26 protein-coding genes and 2 tRNA genes are annotated in these 23,332 nt (G+C 43.8%); 14 read left to right on the forward strand and 14 right to left on the reverse strand.

Going from position 1 to position 23,332, the window contains the following annotated elements:
- Positions 1-12 precede the first annotated feature (12 nt).
- Positions 13-764 (reverse strand): IS5 family transposase gene (locus ACNPNW_RS16460; protein WP_448766392.1). Its coding sequence is split into 2 segments (ribosomal slippage): positions 13-530 and positions 530-764, totalling 753 coding nucleotides; the frame shifts between segments, so codons are not numbered across the junction.
- 189 nt (positions 765-953) lie between these two features.
- Between ACNPNW_RS16460 and ACNPNW_RS16465 the strand changes: the two genes are divergently transcribed.
- Together ACNPNW_RS16465 and ACNPNW_RS16470 are read left to right on the forward strand one after the other, a co-directional pair.
- Positions 954-2,036 carry a DNA/RNA non-specific endonuclease gene (locus tag ACNPNW_RS16465; protein ID WP_180039138.1) on the forward strand — a complete coding sequence of 361 codons (1,083 nt, stop codon included), beginning with the start codon at positions 954-956 and terminating at the stop codon, positions 2,034-2,036.
- 78 nt (positions 2,037-2,114) lie between these two features.
- Positions 2,115-2,360: a hypothetical protein gene (locus ACNPNW_RS16470; protein WP_005105385.1), complete on the forward strand. Its 246-nt coding sequence runs from the start codon at positions 2,115-2,117 to the stop codon at positions 2,358-2,360.
- A 276-nt stretch (positions 2,361-2,636) separates the two neighbouring features.
- On the opposite strand, the gene ACNPNW_RS16475 is transcribed toward ACNPNW_RS16470, so the two are convergent.
- The gene (locus tag ACNPNW_RS16475) at positions 2,637-3,647 is read right to left on the reverse strand and encodes an AraC family transcriptional regulator (RefSeq protein WP_448767212.1); all 1,011 of its coding nucleotides are present in this window, start codon (positions 3,645-3,647) and stop codon (positions 2,637-2,639) included.
- A 109-nt stretch (positions 3,648-3,756) separates the two neighbouring features.
- Between ACNPNW_RS16475 and ACNPNW_RS16480 the strand changes: the two genes are divergently transcribed.
- Positions 3,757-4,413, forward strand: a complete 657-nt coding sequence (locus ACNPNW_RS16480; protein WP_278357825.1) for a sterol desaturase family protein — start codon at positions 3,757-3,759, stop codon at positions 4,411-4,413.
- Positions 4,414-4,701: 288 nt separating this feature from the next.
- Here the strand turns inward: ACNPNW_RS16480 and hisF are convergent, their stop codons facing one another.
- Complete coding sequence (gene hisF, locus ACNPNW_RS16485) at positions 4,702-5,460, reverse strand: imidazole glycerol phosphate synthase subunit HisF (RefSeq protein ID WP_278357824.1); 759 nt, start codon at positions 5,458-5,460, stop codon at positions 4,702-4,704.
- Between the two features lie 113 nt (positions 5,461-5,573).
- Here hisF and ACNPNW_RS16490 point away from each other — a divergent pair, with 113 nt between their 5' ends.
- From ACNPNW_RS16490 to ACNPNW_RS16500, 3 genes are read left to right on the forward strand one after another with little or no spacing between them, the layout of a single operon-like run.
- On the forward strand, positions 5,574-6,521 hold the full coding sequence (locus ACNPNW_RS16490) for a homoserine kinase (RefSeq protein WP_219308121.1): 948 nt from the start codon (positions 5,574-5,576) through the stop codon (positions 6,519-6,521).
- Positions 6,522-6,548: 27 nt separating this feature from the next.
- Positions 6,549-7,175 carry a DUF1294 domain-containing protein gene (locus ACNPNW_RS16495; RefSeq protein ID WP_195725268.1) on the forward strand — a complete coding sequence of 209 codons (627 nt, stop codon included), beginning with the start codon at positions 6,549-6,551 and terminating at the stop codon, positions 7,173-7,175.
- A gap of 21 nt (positions 7,176-7,196) precedes the next feature.
- Complete coding sequence (locus ACNPNW_RS16500; RefSeq protein WP_278357823.1) at positions 7,197-7,592, forward strand: DUF4870 family protein; 396 nt, start codon at positions 7,197-7,199, stop codon at positions 7,590-7,592.
- A 59-nt stretch (positions 7,593-7,651) separates the two neighbouring features.
- Here ACNPNW_RS16500 and ACNPNW_RS16505 read toward each other — a convergent pair whose 3' ends face one another.
- The 6 genes from ACNPNW_RS16505 to hisB form a co-directional block, all read right to left on the reverse strand.
- Complete coding sequence (locus tag ACNPNW_RS16505) at positions 7,652-8,581, reverse strand: DMT family transporter (protein WP_420937965.1); 930 nt, start codon at positions 8,579-8,581, stop codon at positions 7,652-7,654.
- Between the two features lie 66 nt (positions 8,582-8,647).
- The gene (gene hisA / locus ACNPNW_RS16510) at positions 8,648-9,382 is read right to left on the reverse strand and encodes a 1-(5-phosphoribosyl)-5-[(5-phosphoribosylamino)methylideneamino]imidazole-4-carboxamide isomerase (RefSeq protein WP_004278658.1); all 735 of its coding nucleotides are present in this window, start codon (positions 9,380-9,382) and stop codon (positions 8,648-8,650) included.
- A 327-nt stretch (positions 9,383-9,709) separates the two neighbouring features.
- The gene (locus tag ACNPNW_RS16515) at positions 9,710-10,369 is read right to left on the reverse strand and encodes a 3'-5' exonuclease (RefSeq protein WP_044113079.1); all 660 of its coding nucleotides are present in this window, start codon (positions 10,367-10,369) and stop codon (positions 9,710-9,712) included.
- 103 nt (positions 10,370-10,472) lie between these two features.
- Positions 10,473-11,006 (reverse strand): DUF805 domain-containing protein, encoded by a 534-nt coding sequence (locus ACNPNW_RS16520; RefSeq protein ID WP_005250414.1) that lies wholly within the window; start codon positions 11,004-11,006, stop codon positions 10,473-10,475.
- Positions 11,007-11,166: 160 nt separating this feature from the next.
- Positions 11,167-11,784: an imidazole glycerol phosphate synthase subunit HisH gene (gene hisH, locus ACNPNW_RS16525; protein WP_005250416.1), complete on the reverse strand. Its 618-nt coding sequence runs from the start codon at positions 11,782-11,784 to the stop codon at positions 11,167-11,169.
- Entirely contained in the window at positions 11,784-12,377 is a 594-nt protein-coding gene (hisB, locus tag ACNPNW_RS16530; RefSeq protein WP_005250418.1) for an imidazoleglycerol-phosphate dehydratase HisB, read from the reverse strand. The genes hisH and hisB overlap by 1 nt, the downstream gene beginning before the upstream one ends.
- A gap of 96 nt (positions 12,378-12,473) precedes the next feature.
- Between hisB and ACNPNW_RS16535 the strand changes: the two genes are divergently transcribed.
- The 8 genes from ACNPNW_RS16535 (at position 12,474) to tehB (ending at position 17,269) form a co-directional block, all read left to right on the forward strand.
- On the forward strand, positions 12,474-12,851 hold the full coding sequence (locus ACNPNW_RS16535) for a GNAT family N-acetyltransferase (protein WP_004278652.1): 378 nt from the start codon (positions 12,474-12,476) through the stop codon (positions 12,849-12,851).
- A gap of 203 nt (positions 12,852-13,054) precedes the next feature.
- Positions 13,055-13,130 (forward strand) — tRNA-Phe (locus ACNPNW_RS16540).
- Between the two features lie 137 nt (positions 13,131-13,267).
- Positions 13,268-13,343 (forward strand) — tRNA-Phe (locus tag ACNPNW_RS16545).
- Positions 13,344-13,618: 275 nt separating this feature from the next.
- Positions 13,619-14,140, forward strand: coding sequence for a hypothetical protein (locus ACNPNW_RS16550; RefSeq protein WP_005250420.1), 522 nt, complete (start codon positions 13,619-13,621; stop codon positions 14,138-14,140).
- A gap of 237 nt (positions 14,141-14,377) precedes the next feature.
- Positions 14,378-14,881 (forward strand): hypothetical protein, encoded by a 504-nt coding sequence (locus tag ACNPNW_RS16555; RefSeq protein WP_148334663.1) that lies wholly within the window; start codon positions 14,378-14,380, stop codon positions 14,879-14,881.
- Positions 14,882-15,055: 174 nt separating this feature from the next.
- Positions 15,056-15,805, forward strand: coding sequence for a hypothetical protein (locus ACNPNW_RS16560; RefSeq protein WP_005108098.1), 750 nt, complete (start codon positions 15,056-15,058; stop codon positions 15,803-15,805).
- Between the two features lie 109 nt (positions 15,806-15,914).
- On the forward strand, positions 15,915-16,187 hold the full coding sequence (locus tag ACNPNW_RS16565; protein ID WP_004278649.1) for a hypothetical protein: 273 nt from the start codon (positions 15,915-15,917) through the stop codon (positions 16,185-16,187).
- 215 nt (positions 16,188-16,402) lie between these two features.
- Positions 16,403-17,269: an SAM-dependent methyltransferase TehB gene (gene tehB, locus ACNPNW_RS16570; RefSeq protein ID WP_086044208.1), complete on the forward strand. Its 867-nt coding sequence runs from the start codon at positions 16,403-16,405 to the stop codon at positions 17,267-17,269.
- Between the two features lie 98 nt (positions 17,270-17,367).
- On the opposite strand, the gene ACNPNW_RS16575 is transcribed toward tehB, so the two are convergent.
- From ACNPNW_RS16575 to fadB, 5 genes are all read right to left on the reverse strand, one after another.
- Positions 17,368-17,748 (reverse strand): hypothetical protein, encoded by a 381-nt coding sequence (locus ACNPNW_RS16575; RefSeq protein ID WP_005250432.1) that lies wholly within the window; start codon positions 17,746-17,748, stop codon positions 17,368-17,370.
- Positions 17,749-17,899: 151 nt separating this feature from the next.
- A complete protein-coding gene (locus tag ACNPNW_RS16580) occupies positions 17,900-19,003 on the reverse strand; it encodes an XRE family transcriptional regulator (protein WP_004729258.1) in 1,104 nt (367 codons plus the stop codon).
- 5 nt (positions 19,004-19,008) lie between these two features.
- Entirely contained in the window at positions 19,009-19,734 is a 726-nt protein-coding gene (locus ACNPNW_RS16585; protein ID WP_004729261.1) for a hypothetical protein, read from the reverse strand.
- Positions 19,735-19,880: 146 nt separating this feature from the next.
- Positions 19,881-21,053 carry an acetyl-CoA C-acyltransferase FadA gene (fadA, locus tag ACNPNW_RS16590; RefSeq protein WP_004729264.1) on the reverse strand — a complete coding sequence of 391 codons (1,173 nt, stop codon included), beginning with the start codon at positions 21,051-21,053 and terminating at the stop codon, positions 19,881-19,883.
- 12 nt (positions 21,054-21,065) lie between these two features.
- Positions 21,066-23,216 carry a fatty acid oxidation complex subunit alpha FadB gene (gene fadB / locus ACNPNW_RS16595; RefSeq protein WP_005250438.1) on the reverse strand — a complete coding sequence of 717 codons (2,151 nt, stop codon included), beginning with the start codon at positions 23,214-23,216 and terminating at the stop codon, positions 21,066-21,068.
- Positions 23,217-23,332: the final 116 nt, after the last annotated feature.

Raw genomic sequence — 23,332 nt, forward strand, 5'->3', positions numbered from 1 at the left:
TAGGGTGTGTCCTCATTTGGCTTTGCACCAAATAAATATGCAGGCTATACGGATCATAGATTTATAATTGCGTGCCAGTTTATCAAATCGAGTTGCAATAGCACGGAAATGTTTTAATCTCGAAAATGCATTTTCAACTAAATGTCTTAATTTATATAGATATTTATCAAACTCCTTATTCGATCTCTTACTGTTTGATCTCAATGGAATAATGGGAATCATATTCTTGTTCTTGGCATATATTCTAATGTGCTCAGCATCATACCCCTTATCAGCAATGAGATAAGTTGCCTCGTCTACCGTATCAATCAGTTGTTTTGCAACTTGACTGTCGTGGACGTCACCCTCAGTGATTTTAAAATCAATCGGTAATCCATTCGCGTCGGTTGCAAGATGTATTTTTGTTGTTCGTCCACCGCGTGATTGTCCAATTGCTCTTTCGAAACCATGCCGAGCTCCACTTGCATGTTGATGCACGCGTATGTAGCTTGCGTCAATGAATACCCATTCCTGATCCAAGATGCCTCGTAATCTAAAAAAAATTTATCCCACAATCCCTTGCTTGCCCAACGATTAAAACGATTGTAAGCAGTTTGCCAAGGACAAAATTCTTGGGGAATATCACGCCATGTGGCGCCTGTACGAAGTTTCCATAAGATCGCTTCCATGATATTTCTACTATTCTTTGAACAGTAACAACCGTGTAATCGCATAGTATCTTGAATTTGCTGCCAGATATCATCGGTAAGAAGAGTACGTGCCATTGAAAATATAGAAATAAAAATAACTCAAAGGAGGATTTTAAGTATTTAAAACCAATTCTTCAAATGAGGACACGCCCTAGATACTTATTGTTTATTTAGTAAACGAATGGTAGAGCCAAGATATACTTCACTTATACAGCTTGTTAAGCTCGGTCAAAATCTGTATTGATCTAAAAAGTACGTGTAAGAATGGCCAAGAAGCAGCGTAAACCCAAGAACTCTTTTTTTCAGTTTTTAAATGATAATAGTATTAAAGTCATTCTGGGCGTGGTGGCTTCGAGCAGCTTCGCCATCGCTTTTGGTCAGGAAAAAATCAGTCAGTGGGTGTCACTATCCTCTTCCAGTGATTCTGCCTGTCTGAACCAGTTTTATCGTGATGTACCGCCATATTTGATGAAAGACAGCCTGAAAAAAGACAGCTATTCGCTGTGTTTTAATGGCTTTAATGTCGGTTATTCCGGGGTATCTAAAACGCCACTTTGGGTTGCAGAAGCCTTAACGCCAGCACGCTTAAGCCAGAAAATTCCCCGTGAAGATAATTTTCATGAAGAAGATCGGGTCAGTGCGAAGCATCGTGCCACATTGGCGGATTATCGTGGTTCAGGTTATGACCGCGGTCATATGGCGCCGAATGCGGATATGCCTAACAAGGCCGCGCAGTCTGACAGTTTTTCATTGGCCAATATGGTGCCGCAAGCGCCCAAGAATAATCAGCAAGTCTGGCGTGAGCTGGAAGAGGCCACCCGTGCCATTGTGACCAAGCAGAAACAGGATGTCTATGTGGTGACCGGGCCGATCTTTGCCGGGAAGAAGCTGAAAACCATTGGCAATGGCGTGATTGTGCCAACTGCGGTCTATAAGGCAGTTTATATGCCGAAAACCGGTGCCATTGGTGCTTACTATGCACCGAATGACAATTCGCTCAAAGTGCGTATTGTTAGTGTCTGCTATCTGGAAGAACAGCTTGGAATTAATCTGTTCCCGCAGCTCACCGAAGAACAGAAACGCAATACCTATAAGCTGCCACTGACTGGAAATGCAGTAAAAGCCAACCAGAAAATCGAATATTCTAATTGGGATGCAGAAAGCCAGTGTGCCGAAGATGTTTCTGAAGAAAACCTGCAGGCATTACAACGCGAGTTTAAGTCTTCCGGTTCAAGCAGTTCGGCCTCCTCTGCGACTGGCGGTGCGATAGACAATGCAACGCAAGATGCCATTGTGAAACAGCTGATTGATGCCTTGTTGCAATATATTTTGCAGCTGTTGAAATAAGCTTGCTGAAAAAACCGGGATTCGGGTAGCATCGACATCAGACGTTCATTGAAAATAACAAAGACAGGTGAAGAGGATATGTTTAAAGCATTTGAAAATGGCAGCGAATCCCATGCCATTCATGATCTGACTTTGGAAAATGATCTGGACTGCGTCAGCCTGTATGGCAACTTGCAAATCACCAAGGATCAGCAGGGACTGAAAGTGGCCAAAGCCTTGCAGGCTTTTCTGAATGATGTGGTACAACAACTGGAAAACACGCAGGACTTGCCAGAAAAAATTCAGCGTGATGATCTGGATGAAATTGAAAATCCATTTTTATAAGCATTTTTAAGCGCGATGATCTGCATGCTCCATGTGAAACATGCAGAAAAATGGTATTTGGAAATCCTGGCTTTTTAGAGGGTTTTTATTAAAAAGCCTAATTTTCTGCTCCCACAATATCTCCAAACACCAGCCAGAATGTGCCGAGCAATTCGGCAAGATATTTATCCATATTCTAAGTCCTTATTTTTATATTTATTATTAGGTCATAGGGACAAGGGATTTAAATTATCAACGTTGCTTGAAGCCCGTATATTAAACCAACATGTTAGTGGTTTAAGCGGCTGACATATTCTGTTGGCGCCACTGCTGCGGCGTCAGTTGAGTCCATTGCTTAAAGGCGCGCTGAAAAGCACTCTGTTCAGAATAACCGAGTAACATGGCGGTTTCCTGCAAGCTCAAGTGCGGATCTTTCAGATATTGCATGGCCATCATGCAGCGGATTTCCTGCATACGTTGCTGATAGGTTTTGCCCTGTTTTTGCAAATGGCGTTGTAACTGACGCACGGAAAAATTCATCTGCTCGGCAATATGCTCGATTTGGAACAGGTTTTTTTGCAGGCCAATCAGAATCGCCTGTTGCAGCTGTTGATCTACCAGAGTGGAGTGCGGAAATTTTTCTAAGAGTGCTTTGGCCTGCTGCATCAGCAGTTTCTGCAAGGTCTGGTCGCCCTGTTTTAGCGGTCTGGACAGTTCACTGACATGCATCAATACCTGATTTCTGGCTTGAGAAAAGCGGACTTTACAGCCGAAATACTGCTCATAGAGTGCAATATTTTTAGGCATTACATGCTGGAAATGAACTTCATATAACTGAACCCCGTGCGGGTTCTGAACATTGGCTTTTACGAATTCCGTCATTAGCGCAATCGCGATTTCATCGGTCAGTTGGGTATTCAGATGAAAGGGAACTTCAACCCAGCCAATCGACAGATAATCGCCTTGCCATTGCAGCTGAAGTGGGCCGCCATCATAAATCAGACGATGATAATCATGATAGCGCATAAAGGCTTCACCCAAGGTCTCACTTGAGAGTGCCAGATAGCCAATAATACCGAGGTGTTTAGCTTCAACCAGTTGGGCGATTTCCAAGCCTAAAGCCGGTCGTTGCAGCTGTTGATCAAGTGTCGTCAGCAGATCACGCCACAGAGTAAAATCAAAGCGTTCCAGATTTTGAATGGCCAATAATTTCTCAGGGACTTCGAGCTGTTTCAGCTGATAATAGTCCAAAAGTAAATGTCCTAAACCACCGTATATCGAGCCTACGTAGTTTTTTAGAACCAGCATTTTTTAATTCTTTTATTTTGTCGTATTTTGTCAATCATATTGAATATTTTGGTCAATATCTAGTCTTTTACTTAGCCTATATTAAAAATAGACCAAGAGGTAAAAGATTATGTGGAAAGGTTTTCTGGCAGGACTTGTCGTCGCAAATGGATTTGAATGGTTTGCGCATAAATATGTATTGCATGGTGTTCACCGGCCGGGAAAGAGCCGTTATAGTCCGGTACCCGAGAGTATGCGCTCACACTGGGAGCATCACCGGATTGTGCGAAAAACGGAATTTTCCGATTTCGGCTATGTAGAGGGACTGGACAACTGGCGTACCCGCAATGAAATTGTCTCACTGGCAGTGGTCGCGACCGTCTTTGGACTCAGTTTTTATCCCTTCTCCAAAGGCATGTCACTGGCTACCCTGTATAGTGCAGGCAACTATTATTATTTACATCGCCGGGCGCATCTGGAGCCGGAATGGGCTAAAAAGACACTGCCTTGGCATTATGATCACCATATGAATAGCAATCAGGATGCTAATTGGTGCGTGACCAAGCCCTGGTTTGACTATCTGCTCGGTACCCGGGTGATTTCCCCGGCAGATTTGCAGGAACAGAATCCTTTGGGTCTGAGCTTACCGGCACCGATCTCGAAAAAACTGAACCACTGGGCAGAACAATATTTTCCGGTTAAATGGGCAGATGCTTCCACTAATATGTCGAAAAATACTGCAAAAAATACGCTAATGAAGCAGTTAAATACGCAGGTTGGGGAGTAAAAACAGGGCTTTGTCGTGATTTGTCAATAAAATACGATTGTATTGTCAATATTGTCCTGTGGATTTCACTTATATTTGCTTCTGTCGGTGAGCAAAGCCTCATACTGATAATGTTTCTGGGTGTAATGAGTTATTTTGAATACCAAGTGCTGTAGTCTTATCTTGGTTTTATAGGGAGTCGAAAGACTCCTTTTTTTTGTCTCGTATTTGCCTGGTTGTTTTAGCTGAGTCATAAAAAAGAGTGTTTATAAAAAAACACTCTTTAATCAAATCATCATCTAAAACGGCTTAGAGGCGCATTTCAATGCCTTGGGCTGCCATATAGGCTTTGGCTTCCGGAATGGTGTGTTGACCAAAATGGAAAATTGAAGCTGCCAGTACCGCATCGGCACCGCCATGAATAATGCCGTCGGCCAAATGCTGTAAATTACCCACACCGCCAGAAGCAATCGTCGGCACCGTGACGCGGTCATTGATGGCACGCATCAGGGCGAGGTCATAACCGGCTTTGGTACCATCGGCATCCATCGAGGTAATCAGTAACTCGCCTGCGCCGAAGTCAGCCATTTTCACAGCCCATTCAATCGCATCAATCCCGGTTTCTTTACGGCCACCGTGGGTGAAAATTTCCCATTTATGGTCGCCAGTCTTTTTGGCATCGATCGCCACCACGATGCACTGTGCGCCAAAGCGTTGAGATGCTTCCTGCACAAACTCGGGATTATAAATTGCTGCCGAGTTAATGCTGACTTTGTCTGCACCAGCATTTAACAGTAAACGGATATCTTCAACTTTACGGACACCACCACCGACAGTCAGAGGCACGAATACAGATTCGGCCATACGTTCAACAGTTCGGTAAGTCGTGTCGCGTCCATGATGTGTAGCTGTAATATCAAGGAATGTAATTTCATCGGCACCTTGTTCATTATATCGGCGCGCCACTTCGACCGGGTCACCCGCATCACGAATATCAAGGAACTGGACACCCTTGACCACGCGGCCGTTATCCACGTCCAGACAAGGAATAATACGTTTAGCTAGCATAAATTTTTCCAATTATTACAGCCGATTATGAAACTCACCCACGCAAGCGCTACACCTTGGCAGATGGAAACGGTATTCTAGCAAAATTATGTAAGTTTTTTCGCAGGTTTTCTATGTCGGTTTATACCACTTTGACTTTAAAGGAAGTTCAGGATTTTGCAGCGCCTTATGGTTTAAAGGCGATTGATCTGATTCCCATTCAAGGCGGTATTCAAAATACCAACTACTTTTTAGTCTGCGAAGATCAGCAATATGTACTGACCGTATTTGAAGATATGGATGAACAGGCAGCAGGCGAACTGGTTCCGGTTCTGGAACATCTGGGTCAGGCCGGGTTGGCCGTTCCTGTGCCTTTGTCGCATTCAGGCAAGGCCATTCACCGCATTAAAGATAAACCGGCACAGATTGCACCGCGCCTGATGGGTGAGCATCCGATGCCATCTACCGTCGCACAAGTTGAAGCGATTGCAGTGGCTCAGGCAAAAATGCATGTGGCTCTCAAAGACTTTAAACTGCAACGTAATTTCGTGCGTGATCATGCGTATTGGCTAGCCGTTTCTCAAGAGATCAAACCGAGTTTAAGTCCGGCCGATAAAGTCTTGCTCGGCAAATTATTAGGTTTATATGAGGCGTTGACGGCGGTATATCCAGACCGTCCACGCGGTTTCATTCATTCCGATCTGTTCCGTGACAATACCTTATTTGAAGGCGATCAGCTGAATGGCATTCTGGATTTTTATGAGCTGAATAAAGATGAGTGGTTGTTTGATATCGCCATTACGTTAAATGACTTCTGTACCGAATATCCTGACGTAATCTTAAACGAAGAAAAAGCGATTGCCTTTTTAAATGCCTATGAAACGATTCGTTCTTTAACCAGTGATGAACGCGCCTGTCTGGAATTGTATCTGGCCATGGCGGCAGGACGGTTCTGGATGATGCGCCTGCAGGTGGCTCAGCGTAATGCAGCATTAGGCCGGACGGGCGAAGATATTTTGCAAAAAAATCCGGATGAAATGCGTAATATGCTGATTGAACGCTTAAAATTCGTCACCGCTTAAACAATCAAATCAAAAAGGACAGGGGATATGCGCGATCAGGGGCGTTTGGTGGAATGGTTTGATGACAAAGGTTATGGTTTTATCCAGCCCAATGATCTGGCCAAAGATCGCGTATTTCTGCATATCAAGGATTTTGTCAAACCTGGCCCACGTCCCATTGTCGGCTGTGCGCTGGATTATCTGGTGATTCTGGATGAACGCGGACGTTATCGTGCCCAGCAGGTCATGTACCTGAAAGCCTCTCAGGCCAAAAGTCTGCAAGCAAAACTCAAACCGTCCAAGCCACAACAGGCACAGAAATTACAGCCGATGCAAATTGCATGTGTGCTCTATATTCTCTTTCTGGTGGCTTTGACCTTGGGCGGTTTACTCAGTGGACTGGTGTTGTTGCTGGTCAGCCTGATGAATGCGCTCAGCTACTGGCTTTATGCGCAAGATAAGGAAGCGGCCCAGCTGGGCAATCGCCGTATTCCGGAAAATACCCTGCATCTGGTGGCCTTCTTGGGTGGCTGGCCAGCAGCCTGGTTGGCCCAGCAGAAATTACGGCATAAAACACAAAAACAACCTTTCCGGCAGATATATTTTTGTACCATAGCCTTTAACATCATTTTGATTATATGGCTGATTTCCCCATTGAATAGTTTAAATATCTAGGGGAACACACTAGGAGGGGACGTGAATTATTCCATTGATAAAGACCCAAATCGCACGCTGACTTTTGTCCTGTACATCTTATATATTGTGGCCATTTTTAGTGCTGGCCTACTGGCTGTCGTGGCTTTAATCATTAACTATGTCAAACGTCGTGATGTGCGCGGTTCAATCTTTGAAAGCCACTTCACCTGGCAGATCCGCAGTTTTTGGTGGTATCTGTTCTGGAATATCGTCGCCTTTATTCCATTTTTCTTTTTGTTCTTTACCGGCGAAGATCCTAACCTGTTTGCAGGGGTCGCATTTGGCGCATCGGCGTTCTGTTTAGTGGTGGTGGTTTTGGCCTGGATCTGGATTGTGTATCGGGCGATTCGCGGCATCATGCGCTTAAATGACAATAGACCGATGTATAGCAAATAATTTTAGCCGTATTTCCTTAGAGAAAAAAATCCCCCTTTTTTAAGGGGGATTTAGCGGAATTAAGAAAGATCTTGCTTTAATTCTTCTGTGGGTTCTTTTCTTAAAAACTTTGGTTTCCATTCACTGGCAATCACGCCAAGCACCACCATCAATCCACCGACTAGCGCGAGTGCAGGTAGCCGTTCTCCGGCCAGACGGCCAAACAGGGCTGCCCATACCGGTTCGCCGGCATAGATAATCGCTGCCTGTGATGGGTCGACCATGCGCTGCGCCCAGTTCATCACCAGTTGAATCAAGGCACTGGCAATGCCCAAACCGACTAAAATCCCTGCCAGATGCCAGTGGAATTCAGGTAGCTGAGATTCACCTAAAACAGGTGCGATCATAAAGCAGAACAGGGACGCAAAAATCAGTTGCAGCACGGTGACCCGGCGTACATTCACCTGCTCGGCAAAATGGCTGATAAAAATAATCTCCAGTGCAATCGCAATCGAACCGAGCAAAGTCAGGGTTTGCCCGAAACTGAGCTGAATCGCAGCAAAGCCATTTCCTGTCAAAAACACCAGACCGATAAAGGCAAACAGTGCTCCGATCCAGGTCATGACATGCGGTTTTTTACGGAACATTAACCAGAGCAGGATTGGAACCAGTGGAACATACAAGGCGGTTAAAAAAGCCGATTCGCTGCTGCTGATGGTCTGCAAGCCCACAGTTTGAGTGCCGTAGCCAATGGCGATCATGATGCCAATCACCGCGCCAGCGAACACTTCTTTCAGGTTCATGCCTTTTAGCGACTTCAGTGAAATCAGGGTGACAGCAAGCGCTGCCGCAGCAAAGCGCAGGCCGACAAACATAATCGGACTGCTAAAATTTAGCCCGTATTGCACAGTAATAAAACTGCCGCCCCAGATAATGGTGATCAGGATCAGGGCGAGTTGCGGTGCTTTTACCATCCAGCCGGAGTGATTTTTGGAAATAAGTGTAGACATGCCAGGAGATCAGAAAATTAAAAAAATAAAAAAGAGGTCCGAAGACCTCTTTTACAGCAGACTTAATTATAGCGCCTGTTGCTCATCTAGCAATAACTGTGCTTCACGCAAGCTTAATGTACCTTCGTAAATCGCACGGCCGGTAATTGCACCTAAAATACCCGGTTGGTCTTTCAGGTTACGCACGTCATCCAGATTGGTCACGCCGCCTGAAGCAATCACAGGCAAACCTGAGTATTGCGCCAGATTCACGGTTTGCTCAATATTCACACCCTGCATCATGCCATCACGCGCGATATCCGTGTAGACAATGCTTGACACGCCAGCATCGGCAAAACGTTTCGCCAGGTCAGTAGCCTTGACATCAGTCACATTGGCCCAGCCATCTGTTGCTACCATGCCATTCATGGCATCAATCCCAACAATAATATGACCAGCAAATTTTCGACATGCTTCTTCAACAAATTCAGGATCCTGAACTGCTTTGGTGCCAATGATCACAAAAGAAACACCGGCTTGCAGATAATGCTCAATGGTTTCCAGAGAACGGATACCACCACCAATCTGGATCGGCAAATCAGGTTGAGATCGGACAATGGCTTCAACCACTGGCTTATGGATTGGTGTACCTGCGAAAGCACCGTTTAAATCTACTAAATGTAAGCGGCGAGCGCCTTCATTTACCCAATGCTGTGCTGTTGCGACCGGATCGTCTGAAAATACGGTATCGTCTTCCATACGACCTTGCTTTAAACGGACACATTTGCCATCTTTCAGGTCAATTGCAGGGATGATCAGCATGCTTTCGCTCCTTGCTTAATCTTTAGAATGAATTTGAGTGTATTCATCTTAGCAAATAAAGTCGAAATTTCTAACTCTTAAACGGTATGAATAAAGAAAACCTGTCCATAGATAGGTAGCAGTGAGGTAATTTATTTTGCTCGTTTTAATGATTTTAATGATCCGTCTCTTGAATGGAGATCAGATTTTCCATAACGGATCGTGTACTGAGCTGGTCGATAACCGAAGCTGTAAGACCTGTTAAAGTCACAGCTCTCTCATCGAACGCGCTCATCACAGCTTTTATGCGTACATCAAGTTACCAGAACCAACACGCCACTTAAGCGCTTAAGCCGTCGATGAAGGACGGATTCTTAATTTTAATGAAGTATTGGGAATCTCTCTGGGTAATAAATCCCGACGTAGTAATTCTTCAAATACCAGCACGGGCGCGTAGGCATCTGCGGCTGCATAATCAATTTGTGCCGGGCTTAGCTTCTTGCTGGCCCAGTTCGAGGTACTAATCCGTTTGGATTTAGGAAAATTTACTTGAAATAGCAAAGCCATGGCATTTTTTAATCCGACCGGATTGTTTAAACCAAAAGCTTTAAAACATTTGGACAGTTCAATCACACTATTCAGTTCAATGCCTTTTTTACGGAACAGGTGCGCATCATTTTTCAGGCCAAAACCGACCTTGATCTGCTCGCGACTGGCAAAGATCGGTTTAAGAAAATCCCAGATCGAATCATTCATTTGAAATAAATAGGCTTTATCTAAAGTGGCCAGCTGAATCAGATGTGGCCCGGTAGAAACCTCACCAACTTTAAAGGTCGGTTTGGATTCAGAATCGAAACCCAGGACTGCATGGCTTTTTAGCTCCTGTGCAAGGGCATGACACTGTTCCAGACGATTAATCACCTGAATCTGTTGCATCGGAAGATTTTTAAATACAGGAAAGGTCTGAATTTGTTCCTTGCTTGGTAAAGTATCCAGCAGCTGTTGCATAAGCTTCAATCATGAAATGAATGCGTTCAGCTTAATCACTTTTCCTGTTCTAGGTAAAAATAAAGCCCATAAAGAATGAGCTTTATACAAAATTTAAATAGGATTAATCAGTGTGATAGCTACTGTGTTCCATCTGCGCCTGTTGAGCACGCGTCACATAGTCTTGATAAGCTGGGATTGCAATCGCGGCTAAAATACCGATTGGAAAAATAAGTACATAAATCAATCCCAACACCTTTTCCCAAGCTTTGGTGGTACGTCGCGGGCCGTATTGATTGCTTCTGTCATCACCTTTGGCAAAAATCAGATAAAGGATAAAAATCAGATTGAGTAGCGGAACCAAGATCAGCAGCGATAACCATCCAGTATGATTGCGGTCATGTAGACGGCGAATAGTAAAAACAAAACTAAAATAAAGCATGACCAAGTAAGCGAGTCCGATGAGAACAGTTGCAACCATGGATGAGCCTGCCAAGGCAGAGCTATCCATAAATAGGCCAGGTGAAAAAGCTGCAATGATCCCAATGATGATCAGGAGCGAAAAGGTCATTAGCATGTTCCAGCCGAGATAAGACAAGCGGCCAAAACGACCATTTGGGCTTAAAGCTGATTCATTGTTTGGATAGTGTGGATTCATTATTGTATTTTCCCTGAGTCTAATTATTTTTAAATATAATGAGTTACTTCAACATCATAACAATTTCAATGACTAAAAAATAGTCAGAATCACTAGCAGTGAACTAATCTAAATGAATAAAAAAGCTCGCAATCTGCGAGCTTTTTAGGCGAAAGGAAAATCAGATTTTCCAGTCCACAAAGTTTTTCAATAACTGTAAACCGGCGGTATGACTCTTTTCCGGATGGAACTGGGTCGCGAACAGGTTTTCTTTATGAATTGCAGTACAGAACTCGATGCCATAGGTACAAGTAGCTGCCACCAGGTCTGAATCTTGTGGCTCTACATAGTAGCTATGTACAAAGTAGAAACGTGCATCCTGTTCGATATTGTTCCACATCGGATGGTCAGGATCAGCCTGATGCACCTGGTTCCAGCCCATATGCGGCACTTTTAAGCCCGCCATTTCCGGAAAATGCTTAACCGCACCTTCGAAAATACCCAGTGCATCGGTACCACCATTCTCTTCAGAATGTTGCATCAAGGCTTGCATACCGACACAAATAGCCAGTACCGGCTTGTTAAACACGGCATTGCGTACCACTTCATCAATGCCGGCTTCGTGCATGCCTTGCATGCAGTCACGCATGGCACCTACACCCGGAAAGACAATCTTGTCTGCCTGAGCAATCAGTTTTGGATCATTGGTGACATCCACTGTGGCACCGACATGTTCTAACGCTTTTGCCGCAGAGTGCAAATTTCCCATGCCATAATCAAGAAGGGCAATACGGGTCATTACAGTGTACCTTTGGTTGAAGCTACCGTATTGGCAGCACGTGGATCCACTTCACAGGCCATACGCAGCGCACGCGCAAATGCTTTAAATACGCTTTCGATCTGGTGATGGCTGTTTTTGCCTTTCAGGTTGTCGATATGTACCGTCATCAAGGAATGGTTCACAAAGCCCTGGAAAAATTCAGAGAATAAATCCACATCAAAACGGCCGATCATGGCACGGGTAAATGGAATATCCATAAACAGACCCGGACGGCCAGACAGATCCACCACGACACGGCTTAAAGACTCATCGAGTGGCGCATAGAAATGACCATAGCGTTTCAGGCCTTTTTTATCACCTAGTGCTTGCGCGAAAGCCTGACCCAGCGTAATACCGCAGTCTTCCACAGTATGATGGTCATCGATTTCCAAGTCGCCATCACAATGAATATCAATATCAAACCGGCCATGACGCTTGATTTGATCAATCATATGATCTAAAAAGGGAATACCCGTGTTTAAGGTGCCTTGACCAGTACCGTCGAGATTCAAACGAACTCGAATTTTGGTTTCGTTGGTATTTCTTACCACTTCACTGATACGATCTGTCATAGACACGTTCCTCAAATACGTCAAAATGATTGATGTAGAAAATATTTTCGCCGTGACGAAGTCACCGCATATTAGATTGCTCAGGAGGGTTTATCAATGCCTATCACCGTACATGCTTATACTTCTTTAGAAAATGACGAAGTGCGCAGCCAGCTTGAGCGACTGTATGACACGAGCCCTGAATTTAGTGACGGGGCAGATGCCATGGAACAACTAGAGCAAAACCTTGCACAGTATACCTCAGTTTATAGCGCAGAATTTAATAGCAAAATTATTGGGGCAATCTGGTGCACCGGACAGGGTGAAAGCCGGATTCTGGAAAATATCGTCGTACATCCGGCCAACCGTGGTCGTGGCGTTGCAGAAAGGCTGGTGAGCGAAGTTTGCCGCATGGAAGAAGAAAAAGGCGTGAAAAACTTTGTGCCGGGCTGTGGGGCCATTCATCGTTGTCTGGCCAATCTAGAAAAAATCTGAAAATCGATCAACCATAAGCAGCCATTAGGCTGCTTTTTTATGTAAATAAGCGCTTAAATCTGTTTTATTGCTGAGGTCTTTGGTAAACACTGTTCGATTTTTGACTCAAATTGACGCGAGTTGATGGAAAAGTAAACATTTAACGAAAATTATTCTCTCTGCTCTTGACGATTTCAAGCCGAAACTGTTTAATACGCGACATCGGCGTGATAGCTCAGTAGGTAGAGCAACGGATTGAAAATCCGTGTGTCCCCAGTTCGATCCTGGGTCTCGCCACCATATTTAAAAACGATTTCAAAGTTTTCAATCCCTGATCCCATCAGGGATTTTTTTTAGGCCAAAAATCAGCCACTCAAATATTTTTTTCATAATTTTGATTGACTAATGAGGCCAGATACGGCTTAATACACCGCATCGGCGTGATAGCTCAGTAGGTAGAGCAACGGATTGAAAATCCGTGTGTCCCCAGTTCGATCCTGGGTCTCGCCACCATATTCGAAAAAACCTCAAACAGTGTTTGAGGTTTTTTTTCGCCTGTCACTTTGTCATTCAGCTGAAAACAGTGGTTTTGCCTCACTATCTGGTGTTCAGGCGATGAGTCTGTGCTCTGCTATTTCCGGGATGATTCACATGAGTTGCCATTCATCTGAGCAAGCATGAGTTATCCAAGTAATCAATGTAATCTAGTAGATAAGAATATTGGAAATTGACTGGATCATCATCAGTTGCAGTATTTGGGCCATCAATAATAGGGGAAAGGCAGATCAATGAATATCATGAAAATGTCTATATTCGGACTCATGCTCGGTGTTTACAGCATCGGAGCACAAGCCGAGGACGAGCAAGCGGTTGTGACTCTGCCCACTATGACCGTGATGGCTGAACCTGAAATGAGTAATGAAACCGGCTATGTGCCTTTTGTACAGGAAGAAAAGAATCTGCGCGCCTTACAGCATCAGGTGATTCGTGGAACCCGGGATGCAGAGAATTTCATGGTTAATCCCGAGATGGTGGCAAACCTCGAGATCCAGCCCATAAAAGCACCTGATTTAGATTCACTGTCACCGGCACTACAGCGGTATGTGCTGACCATTGCCCAAGGACTGCAATCCAGTGATCCAACCCAGGGGCTGTATACCATTCTGGAGAATTTTGGCATTGATCGGAGTAATAGCATGCAGCCAGATCGCAATATGAAGATCCAGATCAATCTGGACAGGGTGAATATCGACCTGCTTGAAAATCACCTGAATTTACCGCCTGTTATGCAATTACCGAGGCAGCCCTGAAATACTGTTCAATACTACCTATCCATCCCCGCCAGTCGGGGATTTTTTATTGCTTGAATTTACGGTAAAAGGAGCATTAATTTCTAATCGCCCGCTTAAAACCAGCTCGAAATATGCGCCAGTAATCAGGCTGACATGACCGTGTATCAATCCTCACAGTAATGCTGATCATATTTACACAAGTTTAAGGAACAATAAGGTCTCTCCCCCTGAAATGATGATGCGGAGGTTTTCCTTATGCGTCCCCTTAGCACAACTTTCCTTGTATTAATAAGCCTGTTTTCTTTGCTGCATCTGGTCAATGCGCATGCCGCCCCAGAGTCAGTCACTTTACCGACACTGACCGTGATGGCAGATCGTGAATTGCGTGAAGAAACGGAATTCATGCTGCCGCTGCAAGAACAATCCAGCCAGAAAAAGGCGTTAAAGATGCGAATGATGAAGATTGAACGTGAATTGCAGGACTACTCGGTCAATGCTGATTTCGCGGGTGATCTCGACATTCTACCGAGCAGCAATCCGGCACGACTGGATAGCCTGCCACCGGGGCTGCAACAGTATGTACAGGCCATCGCAGATGGTTTGCGCTCTGCTGACCCACGTGATGGGATTTATCTGATGCTGGTGCCATTTGGCATTAACCGTGATGCAACATCAGTTCAGGCTGCCCGAGAACAGTTCAACCTGAATAATATTGACCGGACGCTGCTGAATGAATGGTGTTCGGCGAACGGTTGCTAGATAAAGTCAAACGATTCAGCGCGAGCTTAAAACAGGATTTCGATCTGATTTCCTTTTGGAACAGTCCGTGCCTTTGCATAGGGGTTTTGTATAGAAGAATTGATTTATGCTTAAAAAATAAGCATATTGATAAAAAGGAAATCTATACATAACCTGCAGCAGGGGAGCATGTGCATGCCGCGTGTTTTTATGATTGTAGCCGCTGTGACACTGGCAATTTTTATTGGGCTGTTTTATCAGAATTCAGTTCAGCAAAAACATCAGGCCGAGCTGCTCGAATATGAAACTGTGCTTGAAGAAAAAACCGAGAGTATTGCGCAGCAGGCACAGGACTGGTCTAAACCGATTCAGATTGAACTTGAGGATGACCGTCTGGATGGTGACTATGCCATCATGGCTGAATTTATGCTGGGGCAATTGCGCGACAGTGCCGAGGAACGTAATCAGTATCTACGCGACTTAAAAGCCGCCAACTGGCAGAATTTTCTGAATATCGACCGCTTGGCTAAGGATCAGGCACAAGGCTATAAAGAAACTGAAGCCATGCTCAAGCAAGTCCATCAAATTGTGAATAGCTATCAGCAGAAAATCCAGCAGCGCGATGCCGAGCTGATCGACAAGGCACAGCAACTGGATATTAAGAACCGTTATCGCCAGCAACTGAGCCTGACCCTGAAAGACAGTCAGCAAAATAGTAATGCACATGTCATTTTTGAAATTGAAAAACAGACGCTGGCCAAGGCTGATGCCTTATTTGCAGTACTGAAAAAGCATAAATGGCAAAAGAAAAATAACACCTTTATGTTCTATGACGATAAAGCCGTGCAAGAGTTTAATGCGCTGTATAAAGAAATGCTGCACCTGAATAAACAGACGGAACGAGTGGCGAGCGCTAACCAGAAAGAGGTTGAAAACAAGTTGTAGCCTGACTGAGATGACAGGATTGCCATAGGACTGTCATCTGCTGTTCAAACTCGCTTGCTAAATTGAAAGGGTCGCACAGATCACGACATAACATTTAAGCAGGTGAGTCATGCAAACAATTCAGGTTTTTGCTGATATTCAGCAGGTGTACGGTGAGTTTGTCGCAAATAAAACATGTCCAAAATTACAAAGGATGAATAACGGGGACAAGAACCGGTTGTTCTTGGATCAATATTTCACGCTGATCGAGGACTGGCACTATACCGAACAGATTGTGATTCAGTTCAATCAGCAGTATTTCAGTCTGGATCTGGGGAGCGCACCGGATTTTATGGATCAGGATAAATACATCAACTGGCTAAAGTCGGAACTGCTGCATTAATCAAGTCATCAAATTCCTGATTGATATACAACCGAGCTGTTTCAAGAGAGGCAGCTTTTTTATTTTGATAGAAAACTGGTATTGATCTTGCTGTTGCATCGGCACAGCGCGAACAGGCGCTGATTCCAATTCCGATTTGAACAGGCTATGCTGAATTAATTACTGCTGCCAAAAGAATGGCAGGCGGAGCATGGATGATATGGAGGGCAAAAATTATGCAACAGTTGAGATGTTATAAGGAACTTCCAGTCTGGAACCAGCAGAGTATTCCCCAGGGCTTTAAGAATCAGCACAATACTAAAGCCGGCACCTGGGCGAAACTGACAGTATTAAAAGGTGAGCTGCGTTTTGCCATGCTGGAAGAATCTGGTGCAGTGCAATCCGAGCATGTGTTTACACCAGAGCAGCAACCGCCATTTATTGAGCCTGAGGCCTGGCACAAAATTGTCTCTGCCAGTGAAGATGTCGAATGTCAGTTACGTTTTTACTGCCAGCCTGAGGATTACTTTATCAAGAAATATCAGTTAAATCCTACCCATTCTGAAGTGCTGGCAGCGATGCCCTATTTAAAAGGTGGCCGTGCGCTGGACGTCGGCTGCGGTACAGGGCGTAATGCGCTTTATTTGAGCCAGAACGGCTTTAATGTCGATGCCTGGGATGTCAACGAAAACAGTTTGCAGACTTTAAGACAGATCGTGCAGACTGAGCAGATTGATCATGTGCAAGTACAGCGCCGCGACCTTAACACGGATACCAACATTGCAGGCCAATATGACTTTATCTACTGTACCGTGGTGATGATGTTTCTTGAGGCGAAAACCATTCCACCGCTTATTGCACAGATGCAGCAGGCGACCGTGCCAGGTGGCTATAACCTGATTGTCTGTGCCATGGATACGCCAGATATTCCGGCACAAGTCGATTTTCCATTTGCTTTTCAGCCGGGGGAGTTGCGAGGGTATTATGAGGGCTGGCATATTGTGAAATATAATGAAAATGTCGGTGAGCTGTATCGTGTCGATGAGCAGGGTCAGCGGATTAAACAGCACTTTGCCACCATGCTGGCGCAGAAGGTTGAATAGAAGATTGAGGATTTTTTTAAATTCTTGAGCTTAAATGAGACTACATAAAACAAAAAAAAGATGTCAGGCTGACATCTTTTTTTATGCTTTTAAAAAGCTTAAGCCGCTTTTTTAAACCAAGAGAACCAGCCTTTTTTCTCGGCTTTTACTTCTGCTTTTTCAGCAGCAGCGTCTTTGGTTTCTACTGCTTCAGTTTTCGCAGCTTCAACGTGTTGTTCTGCTGTAGCTTGAGCCGTTTCTACTTGAGTTGTCGCTTCTGCTTTTACTGCTTTAGCTTTAGTTTCAGCCGCTTGTTGAGTTGCAGCAACAGTCGCTTGAGCAGCTTCAACTTTCGCTTGTGCAGGTGCAGCAGCTTCTTTGGCAACAGTTTGGGTTGTTTTAGTTACAACAATTGCTGGTGTAACTTGAGCTTCAGTTGCCATTGCAGATGCAGAAGTCGCTACGATTGCAGTTGCGATCATTGTTTTAAGCATGTTCATATAAACCCTTTTAAGGAAATAGGAAAAAGAGGCTTGATCATACGCTTATAAAATTTAAGTGATTCATAATCAAGATTTAAGTGACTGAAAAATAAACCAATTTTACAAATAGATAACATTTTAATTTAAATAAAAAAAGCTCCGAAGAGCTTTAACTAACGACATAAAGTTTAGGTCTAGGTTTAGATTCTTCAAATTTATCTATTGAATAAAATGTTAGATCATTGAAATCTGAACGAGAAATGCCGATTCCATCTAGCATTTTAGAAATACTAAAACCATCTTGAGTGGCTAAAGTTTTTAAAATTTTTGAGTAAAACAGAGATTGATCACCATAAGTTGGATCAGGTTCATTCAAATGATATCCAAAAGAATTTATACGAATTGAGTTGTTTTTATAAATCCAATCAGAAATCAAATCTAATTTATGGCAACGATAATTCACAGCTTTAAGTGAGACACGCCAATATTTTTTATACTCAATCATAGATTGAATACTTAAATTTTTTGGTAAATTACTGGTAAAGCCTTCATAAGGCATCAGAAATTCTGAAGCGAATTGATCTGCTTCACTTTCTTTTGTTCGATTGTATTCGGCATTATCATCTTTGTGCAGAATCATATGACCAAGTTCATGAGCAGCGTCAAAGCGTTGTCTTTCAAATGATTTAAAATCATTTAAGAATATAAAAGGATTGCCACTTTGTTCATCAAAAAAAGAAAGTGCATCCATTTGTTTTATATCAAAAGGTAGGCGAAAGACGCGAAAACCCTTTAGCTCAAGTAGCGCAATAATATTATTAACGGGTTGGATGCCTAATCCCCAAAAACCTCTTAAATTATTTGCAACACTTGATGGATAGTCTGGGTGATTAGATTCAAAAATTTCAAGATCAGGGAAACTAAATTTAGGAAGAGTTAATTTACTCTCAAAGTAAAGGTTAATTTTTTTTGCTAACAGAATATAGGCTTCATTTGCATTTCTATATTCAGCCTTAATTCTAGCTGCTGACCTATAAAAAATGTCGGACGAATTGACTAATTCGAGATTATCGTCCGCTAAAAAAAAGCTAGCAGGCAAACCCAATTTTTCAGTTATTTGCTGAAAATCTTCACAACTAATAGGATATTTTCCATCTGTTAAAATTTTACGAATTTTAGGCTCAGAGCAACCTAAAAGATTAGCAAAATCTTTATTGGACAAGCGTCGCAAATCCTTCGCAACCTTTAATCTAGTTCGATCAATTACTTGCATTTCCTCTAGCCGGCTTTCAAGTTAATAGGTAAATCCTCTTCAGTGATTGTACTAGATGTAGTGAGATCAGGACTAGGTTTTCTTAACTTTGGATTAAAATCATTATTAGGATTTTGATTGTTTAGTATGAGTCTAATTAAATAATTTTTAACTAAAAATTTATCTTTTCCTGACTCTTTCACAATTGTATAAGATGTTGGAAAGGCTAATTCTATTTTTATTTGAGATCTATCATCTTGAAGGTAGCGAATGTCTTTTCTTGAGGGATAAAAACATATCCAAGTTTTAAATAAGTCTTTATCAGTATAAGAGCCATAATTCTTATGAACTTTATCTTTAGTCTTTATTCCTTTAGGGGAGGCAGTAGTTAGTTGTGAGTCACTATATCCTAGTGCATGATTAGCAGAAGCAAAAAGAATAATTTTCTTTTCTTCGTCTGAAACTAAACATCTTTGACCATCTATATTTTTGAATTGCCAATTTGTATTAAGGGACCTTTTTAACGCCAGCCCGATAGCCTGTTTGAAGTCACCAGAACGTGACACAAACTTCATATCATTATTTTCATCTTTTAATTCAAAAGCATTATCGATAATTTCCAAAGCATTAAATAGCAAGTTGCAATCAAAAAATCCAAGCTCATTTGCTTTTTCATGTGCCTGATCATTTTCAAAGAATTGTGTATTGAAATTTTCTTGCTCTTCTTGAGAAAAAAGTTCACGATTTGACAAATTTTAACCCTCATATTTTTGTTTAATATCATTTTTATAACATGAAGGTAGGCATTAATATATTTAAATCAATTGTTTGAATCTTTTGCTTACAAAAAACCCCGCAATAAGCGGGGTTTCTTTTGATCTCGGTATTTAATTAAGCATTAAACACGTTCGATCACTGTTGCAATACCTTGACCAAGGCCAATACACATCGTCGCAAGACCAATTTGCGTATCTTGTTGCTCCATTACGTTCAACAATGTTGTTGTGATACGCGCACCAGAACAACCCAATGGGTGACCCAATGCAATCGCGCCACCGTTATGGTTCACGATGTCTTGCTTGTCATAAATGCCTAAGCCTTTAAGAACAGACAGACCTTGTGCAGCAAATGCTTCGTTCAATTCAAAAGTCTGAATATCAGCAATTGACAGGCCAGCACGTTTCAACGCTTTTTGCGTTGCTGGAACCGGACCATAACCCATGATCGCCGCATCACAGCCTGCAACCGCCATAGAGCGAATTACAGCACGTGGCTTAAGACCTAAAGCTTGAGCACGTTCAGCAGACATTAGCAACATTGCAGAAGCACCATCAGACAATGCTGAAGAAGTCGCTGCAGTTACTGTACCGCCTTTCGGATCGAAGACTGGACGCAAAGATTTGAACGATTCAAGGTTCGCATCCGGACGGATCACTTCATCGATATCACACAGGATTTTGTAGCCATCTGCATTATGACCTTCAATGCCAACGATCTCGTTCTGGAACAGACCGTTTTCAGTCGCAGCCCAGGCACGGCGATGTGATTCCACACCGAACGCATCCTGTTCTTCACGACTAATGCCGTTCATACGACCCAGCATTTCAGCAGTCAGACCCATCATGTTCGACGCTTTAGCATAATGCTTAGACGCTTCAGGGTTCAGGTCGATGCCGTGCATCATGCCCACATGGCCCATGTGCTCAACACCACCGATGATGAAGATATCACCTTGGTTCGTCGCAATTTGCGCAGCCGCAGTGTGAATCGCCTGCATAGACGAGCCACAAAGACGGTTCACCGTTTGACCTGCAACAGTTTTCGGCAGGTCTGCCAGTAATGCGATATTACGGGCAATGTTCATACCTTGTTCTAGGGTTTGGTTCACACAGCCCCAGATTACGTCTTCAACTTCATGCGGGTCGAATTCGTTACGTACCAATAGGGCACGGACAAGCTCAGCAGACATCGAGTCGGCACGTACATTGCGGAACATACCGTTTTTGGTTTTACCCATTGCTGAACGTACGCCATCAACGATGACAACGTCACGTGGATTTAAAGTAGCCATTCACGTTGCTCCTTAACCGTAGAATTTTTTGTTGTTAGCAGCCATTTCGCGCAACATTTCTGGCGCTTCATAAGCTTTACCAAGGTGCGCATACTTATTGCAAAGCGCAACATACTCAGCTACACCGGTTTGATCGATGTAACGGCATGGACCACCACGGAATGGAGGGAAACCAACACCCATGATCATCGCCATATCTGCTTCAGCAGCAGTGGCTACAATGTTGTCTTCCAGGCAACGAACCGTTTCGTTACAGAAAGCCAGCATCATGCGGTCAATGATTTCCTGAGCGTCAAATTCACGTTTTTCCGCAGTTGCAACAGAGGCCACAAGCTCATACGCAGTTGGATCAACCACTTTGGCTTTTTTGCCTTTACGGTCAAGTTCATACTTGTAGAAACCAACGTCGTTCTTTTGACCCAGACGGTTGTTTTCGTACATCACCTGAATCGAACCTTTGAAATCAGGTTTCATACGATCCGGGAAGCCTTCAGCCATCACTTCTGCACCGTGTACGCCAGTGTCGATACCGACAACGTCCATCAGGTAAGCAGGGCCCATTGGCCAGCCGAATTTTTCCATGACTTTATCGATTTGCTGGAAGTCAGCACCATCTTTAAGCAACAGGTCAAATGCACCGAAGTAAGGGAACAATACGCGGTTCACCAGGAAGCCCGGGCAGTCATTCACCACGATTGGTGTTTTACCCATTTTCTGAGCAAGCACCACAGTTGTTGCAATCGCTTCATCAGAAGTCTTCGCACCACGAATCACTTCAACCAGTGGCATCATGTGTACCGGGTTAAAGAAGTGCATGCCCACGAAGTTTTCAGGACGTTCCAGATTTTCAGCCAGACGCGTGATTGAAATCGTAGAAGTATTAGATGCAATGATCGTGTTTTCACGAACTTTCGCTTCAGTTTCTTTCAGTACGATGCCTTTGACTTTTGGATTTTCAGTCACGGCTTCGATCACGATGTCCACTTCTTTAAACTCGTCATAGCTTAAAGTTGGACGGATGCGAGCAAGAGTTTCACCCATTTGAGCAGGCTTCATCTTCTTACGTTCAACTTGTTTGGTCAGTAAACCGTTGGCTTCTTTCATGCCCAAAGCAAGTTGCGGGTTACCGATGTCTTTCATGATGATCGGTGTGCCTTTGCTTGCCGCCTGGTAAGCAATACCACCACCCATGATACCTGCGCCGAGAACAGCCGCCTGGTTCACTGGATGCGCACCTTTTTCATAGCGCTTCGAGGTTTTTTTCACGATCTGGTCATTCAGGAACAAACCGATCAAGGCACCTGCTTGTGGTGTTACCGCTGCTTTGGCAAAGCCTTCAGCTTCCGCTTTCAGCGCGTCATCACGATGCAGGCTCGCACCGGCTTGTAATGAATCAAGTAATAATTTTGGCGCAGGGTATTGAGCCGGATTAGCTTTTGCCAGAACCATGCCTTTCGATGAGTTAAACGCCATCATCTGTTCGATCGGGCTGAGTTTAACTGGATCGAGTTTTTCCTGACGCTTGGTTTTCCAGTCTAAACGGCCATGAATCGCCTGTTTTACCAGATCAAGTGCAGCATCTTGTAGCTTGTCAGCATGAACGACAGCATCGACTGCGCCGTCTTTCAGTGCGGCAGCAGGCTTTTTAGGATTGGCCATTGCCATCCATTCTACCGCGTTGTCGATACCGATCAGACGGCTTAAACGTACTGTACCACCGAAGCCCGGGAAGATCCCCAGCTTGATTTCAGGCAGGCCCACTTGCGCCTGCTCTGACATGACACGGTAGTCACACACCAGGCACATTTCGAAACCGCCACCGAGTGCCATGCCATTAATGGCGGCCACTTTAGGAATGTCGAGGTCTTCGAAGCTGTTAAAAATTTCATGTACTGGCATTGCCCAGTCAACAATCGCTTGTTCACCCTGAGCAAAGTTGTCGCCGAATTCAGTGATATCAGCACCTACAATAAATGTAGATTTGCCTGAAGTCACAATCAGACCTTGAATATCGGCATGGGAGACGGCTTCGATAGCAGCCTTGAAATCTTCAATCGTTGCACGGTTGAATTTGTTAACGGACTCACCTTGTAAGTCAAAGCGGAATTCTGCAATCCCGTCCTCAAGCATTTGGACGGTAATGGCATTGCCAGCGTGGATCATGCCCTGATCTCCTTTATTTTGGAGGACTTCTAAGTTGATGTTGTGAAGCAAGTGCGCATGTCCCGCGCACTTTTTGACTTCGCTAATCTTACGATAACTATATCCAAAAAGAACAT

It is taken from the genome of Acinetobacter endophylla (assembly GCF_053543775.1).

Coding starts and splice junctions, on each gene's coding strand:
- ACNPNW_RS16465 (WP_180039138.1), top strand. CDS start 954: ATGGCCAAGAAGCAGCGTAAACCCAAGAACTCTTTTTTTCAGTTTTTA.
- ACNPNW_RS16470 (WP_005105385.1), top strand. CDS start 2,115: ATGTTTAAAGCATTTGAAAATGGCAGCGAATCCCATGCCATTCATGAT.
- ACNPNW_RS16475 (WP_448767212.1), bottom strand. CDS start 3,647: ATGCTGGTTCTAAAAAACTACGTAGGCTCGATATACGGTGGTTTAGGA.
- ACNPNW_RS16480 (WP_278357825.1), top strand. CDS start 3,757: ATGTGGAAAGGTTTTCTGGCAGGACTTGTCGTCGCAAATGGATTTGAA.
- hisF (WP_278357824.1), bottom strand. CDS start 5,460: ATGCTAGCTAAACGTATTATTCCTTGTCTGGACGTGGATAACGGCCGC.
- ACNPNW_RS16490 (WP_219308121.1), top strand. CDS start 5,574: ATGTCGGTTTATACCACTTTGACTTTAAAGGAAGTTCAGGATTTTGCA.
- ACNPNW_RS16495 (WP_195725268.1), top strand. CDS start 6,549: ATGCGCGATCAGGGGCGTTTGGTGGAATGGTTTGATGACAAAGGTTAT.
- ACNPNW_RS16505 (WP_420937965.1), bottom strand. CDS start 8,581: ATGTCTACACTTATTTCCAAAAATCACTCCGGCTGGATGGTAAAAGCA.
- hisA (WP_004278658.1), bottom strand. CDS start 9,382: ATGCTGATCATCCCTGCAATTGACCTGAAAGATGGCAAATGTGTCCGT.
- ACNPNW_RS16515 (WP_044113079.1), bottom strand. CDS start 10,369: ATGCAACAGCTGCTGGATACTTTACCAAGCAAGGAACAAATTCAGACC.
- ACNPNW_RS16520 (WP_005250414.1), bottom strand. CDS start 11,006: ATGAATCCACACTATCCAAACAATGAATCAGCTTTAAGCCCAAATGGT.
- hisH (WP_005250416.1), bottom strand. CDS start 11,784: ATGACCCGTATTGCCCTTCTTGATTATGGCATGGGAAATTTGCACTCT.
- hisB (WP_005250418.1), bottom strand. CDS start 12,377: ATGACAGATCGTATCAGTGAAGTGGTAAGAAATACCAACGAAACCAAA.
- ACNPNW_RS16535 (WP_004278652.1), top strand. CDS start 12,474: ATGCCTATCACCGTACATGCTTATACTTCTTTAGAAAATGACGAAGTG.
- ACNPNW_RS16550 (WP_005250420.1), top strand. CDS start 13,619: ATGAATATCATGAAAATGTCTATATTCGGACTCATGCTCGGTGTTTAC.
- ACNPNW_RS16555 (WP_148334663.1), top strand. CDS start 14,378: ATGCGTCCCCTTAGCACAACTTTCCTTGTATTAATAAGCCTGTTTTCT.
- ACNPNW_RS16560 (WP_005108098.1), top strand. CDS start 15,056: ATGCCGCGTGTTTTTATGATTGTAGCCGCTGTGACACTGGCAATTTTT.
- ACNPNW_RS16565 (WP_004278649.1), top strand. CDS start 15,915: ATGCAAACAATTCAGGTTTTTGCTGATATTCAGCAGGTGTACGGTGAG.
- tehB (WP_086044208.1), top strand. CDS start 16,403: ATGCAACAGTTGAGATGTTATAAGGAACTTCCAGTCTGGAACCAGCAG.
- ACNPNW_RS16575 (WP_005250432.1), bottom strand. CDS start 17,748: ATGAACATGCTTAAAACAATGATCGCAACTGCAATCGTAGCGACTTCT.
- ACNPNW_RS16580 (WP_004729258.1), bottom strand. CDS start 19,003: ATGCAAGTAATTGATCGAACTAGATTAAAGGTTGCGAAGGATTTGCGA.
- fadA (WP_004729264.1), bottom strand. CDS start 21,053: ATGGCTACTTTAAATCCACGTGACGTTGTCATCGTTGATGGCGTACGT.
- fadB (WP_005250438.1), bottom strand. CDS start 23,216: ATGATCCACGCTGGCAATGCCATTACCGTCCAAATGCTTGAGGACGGG.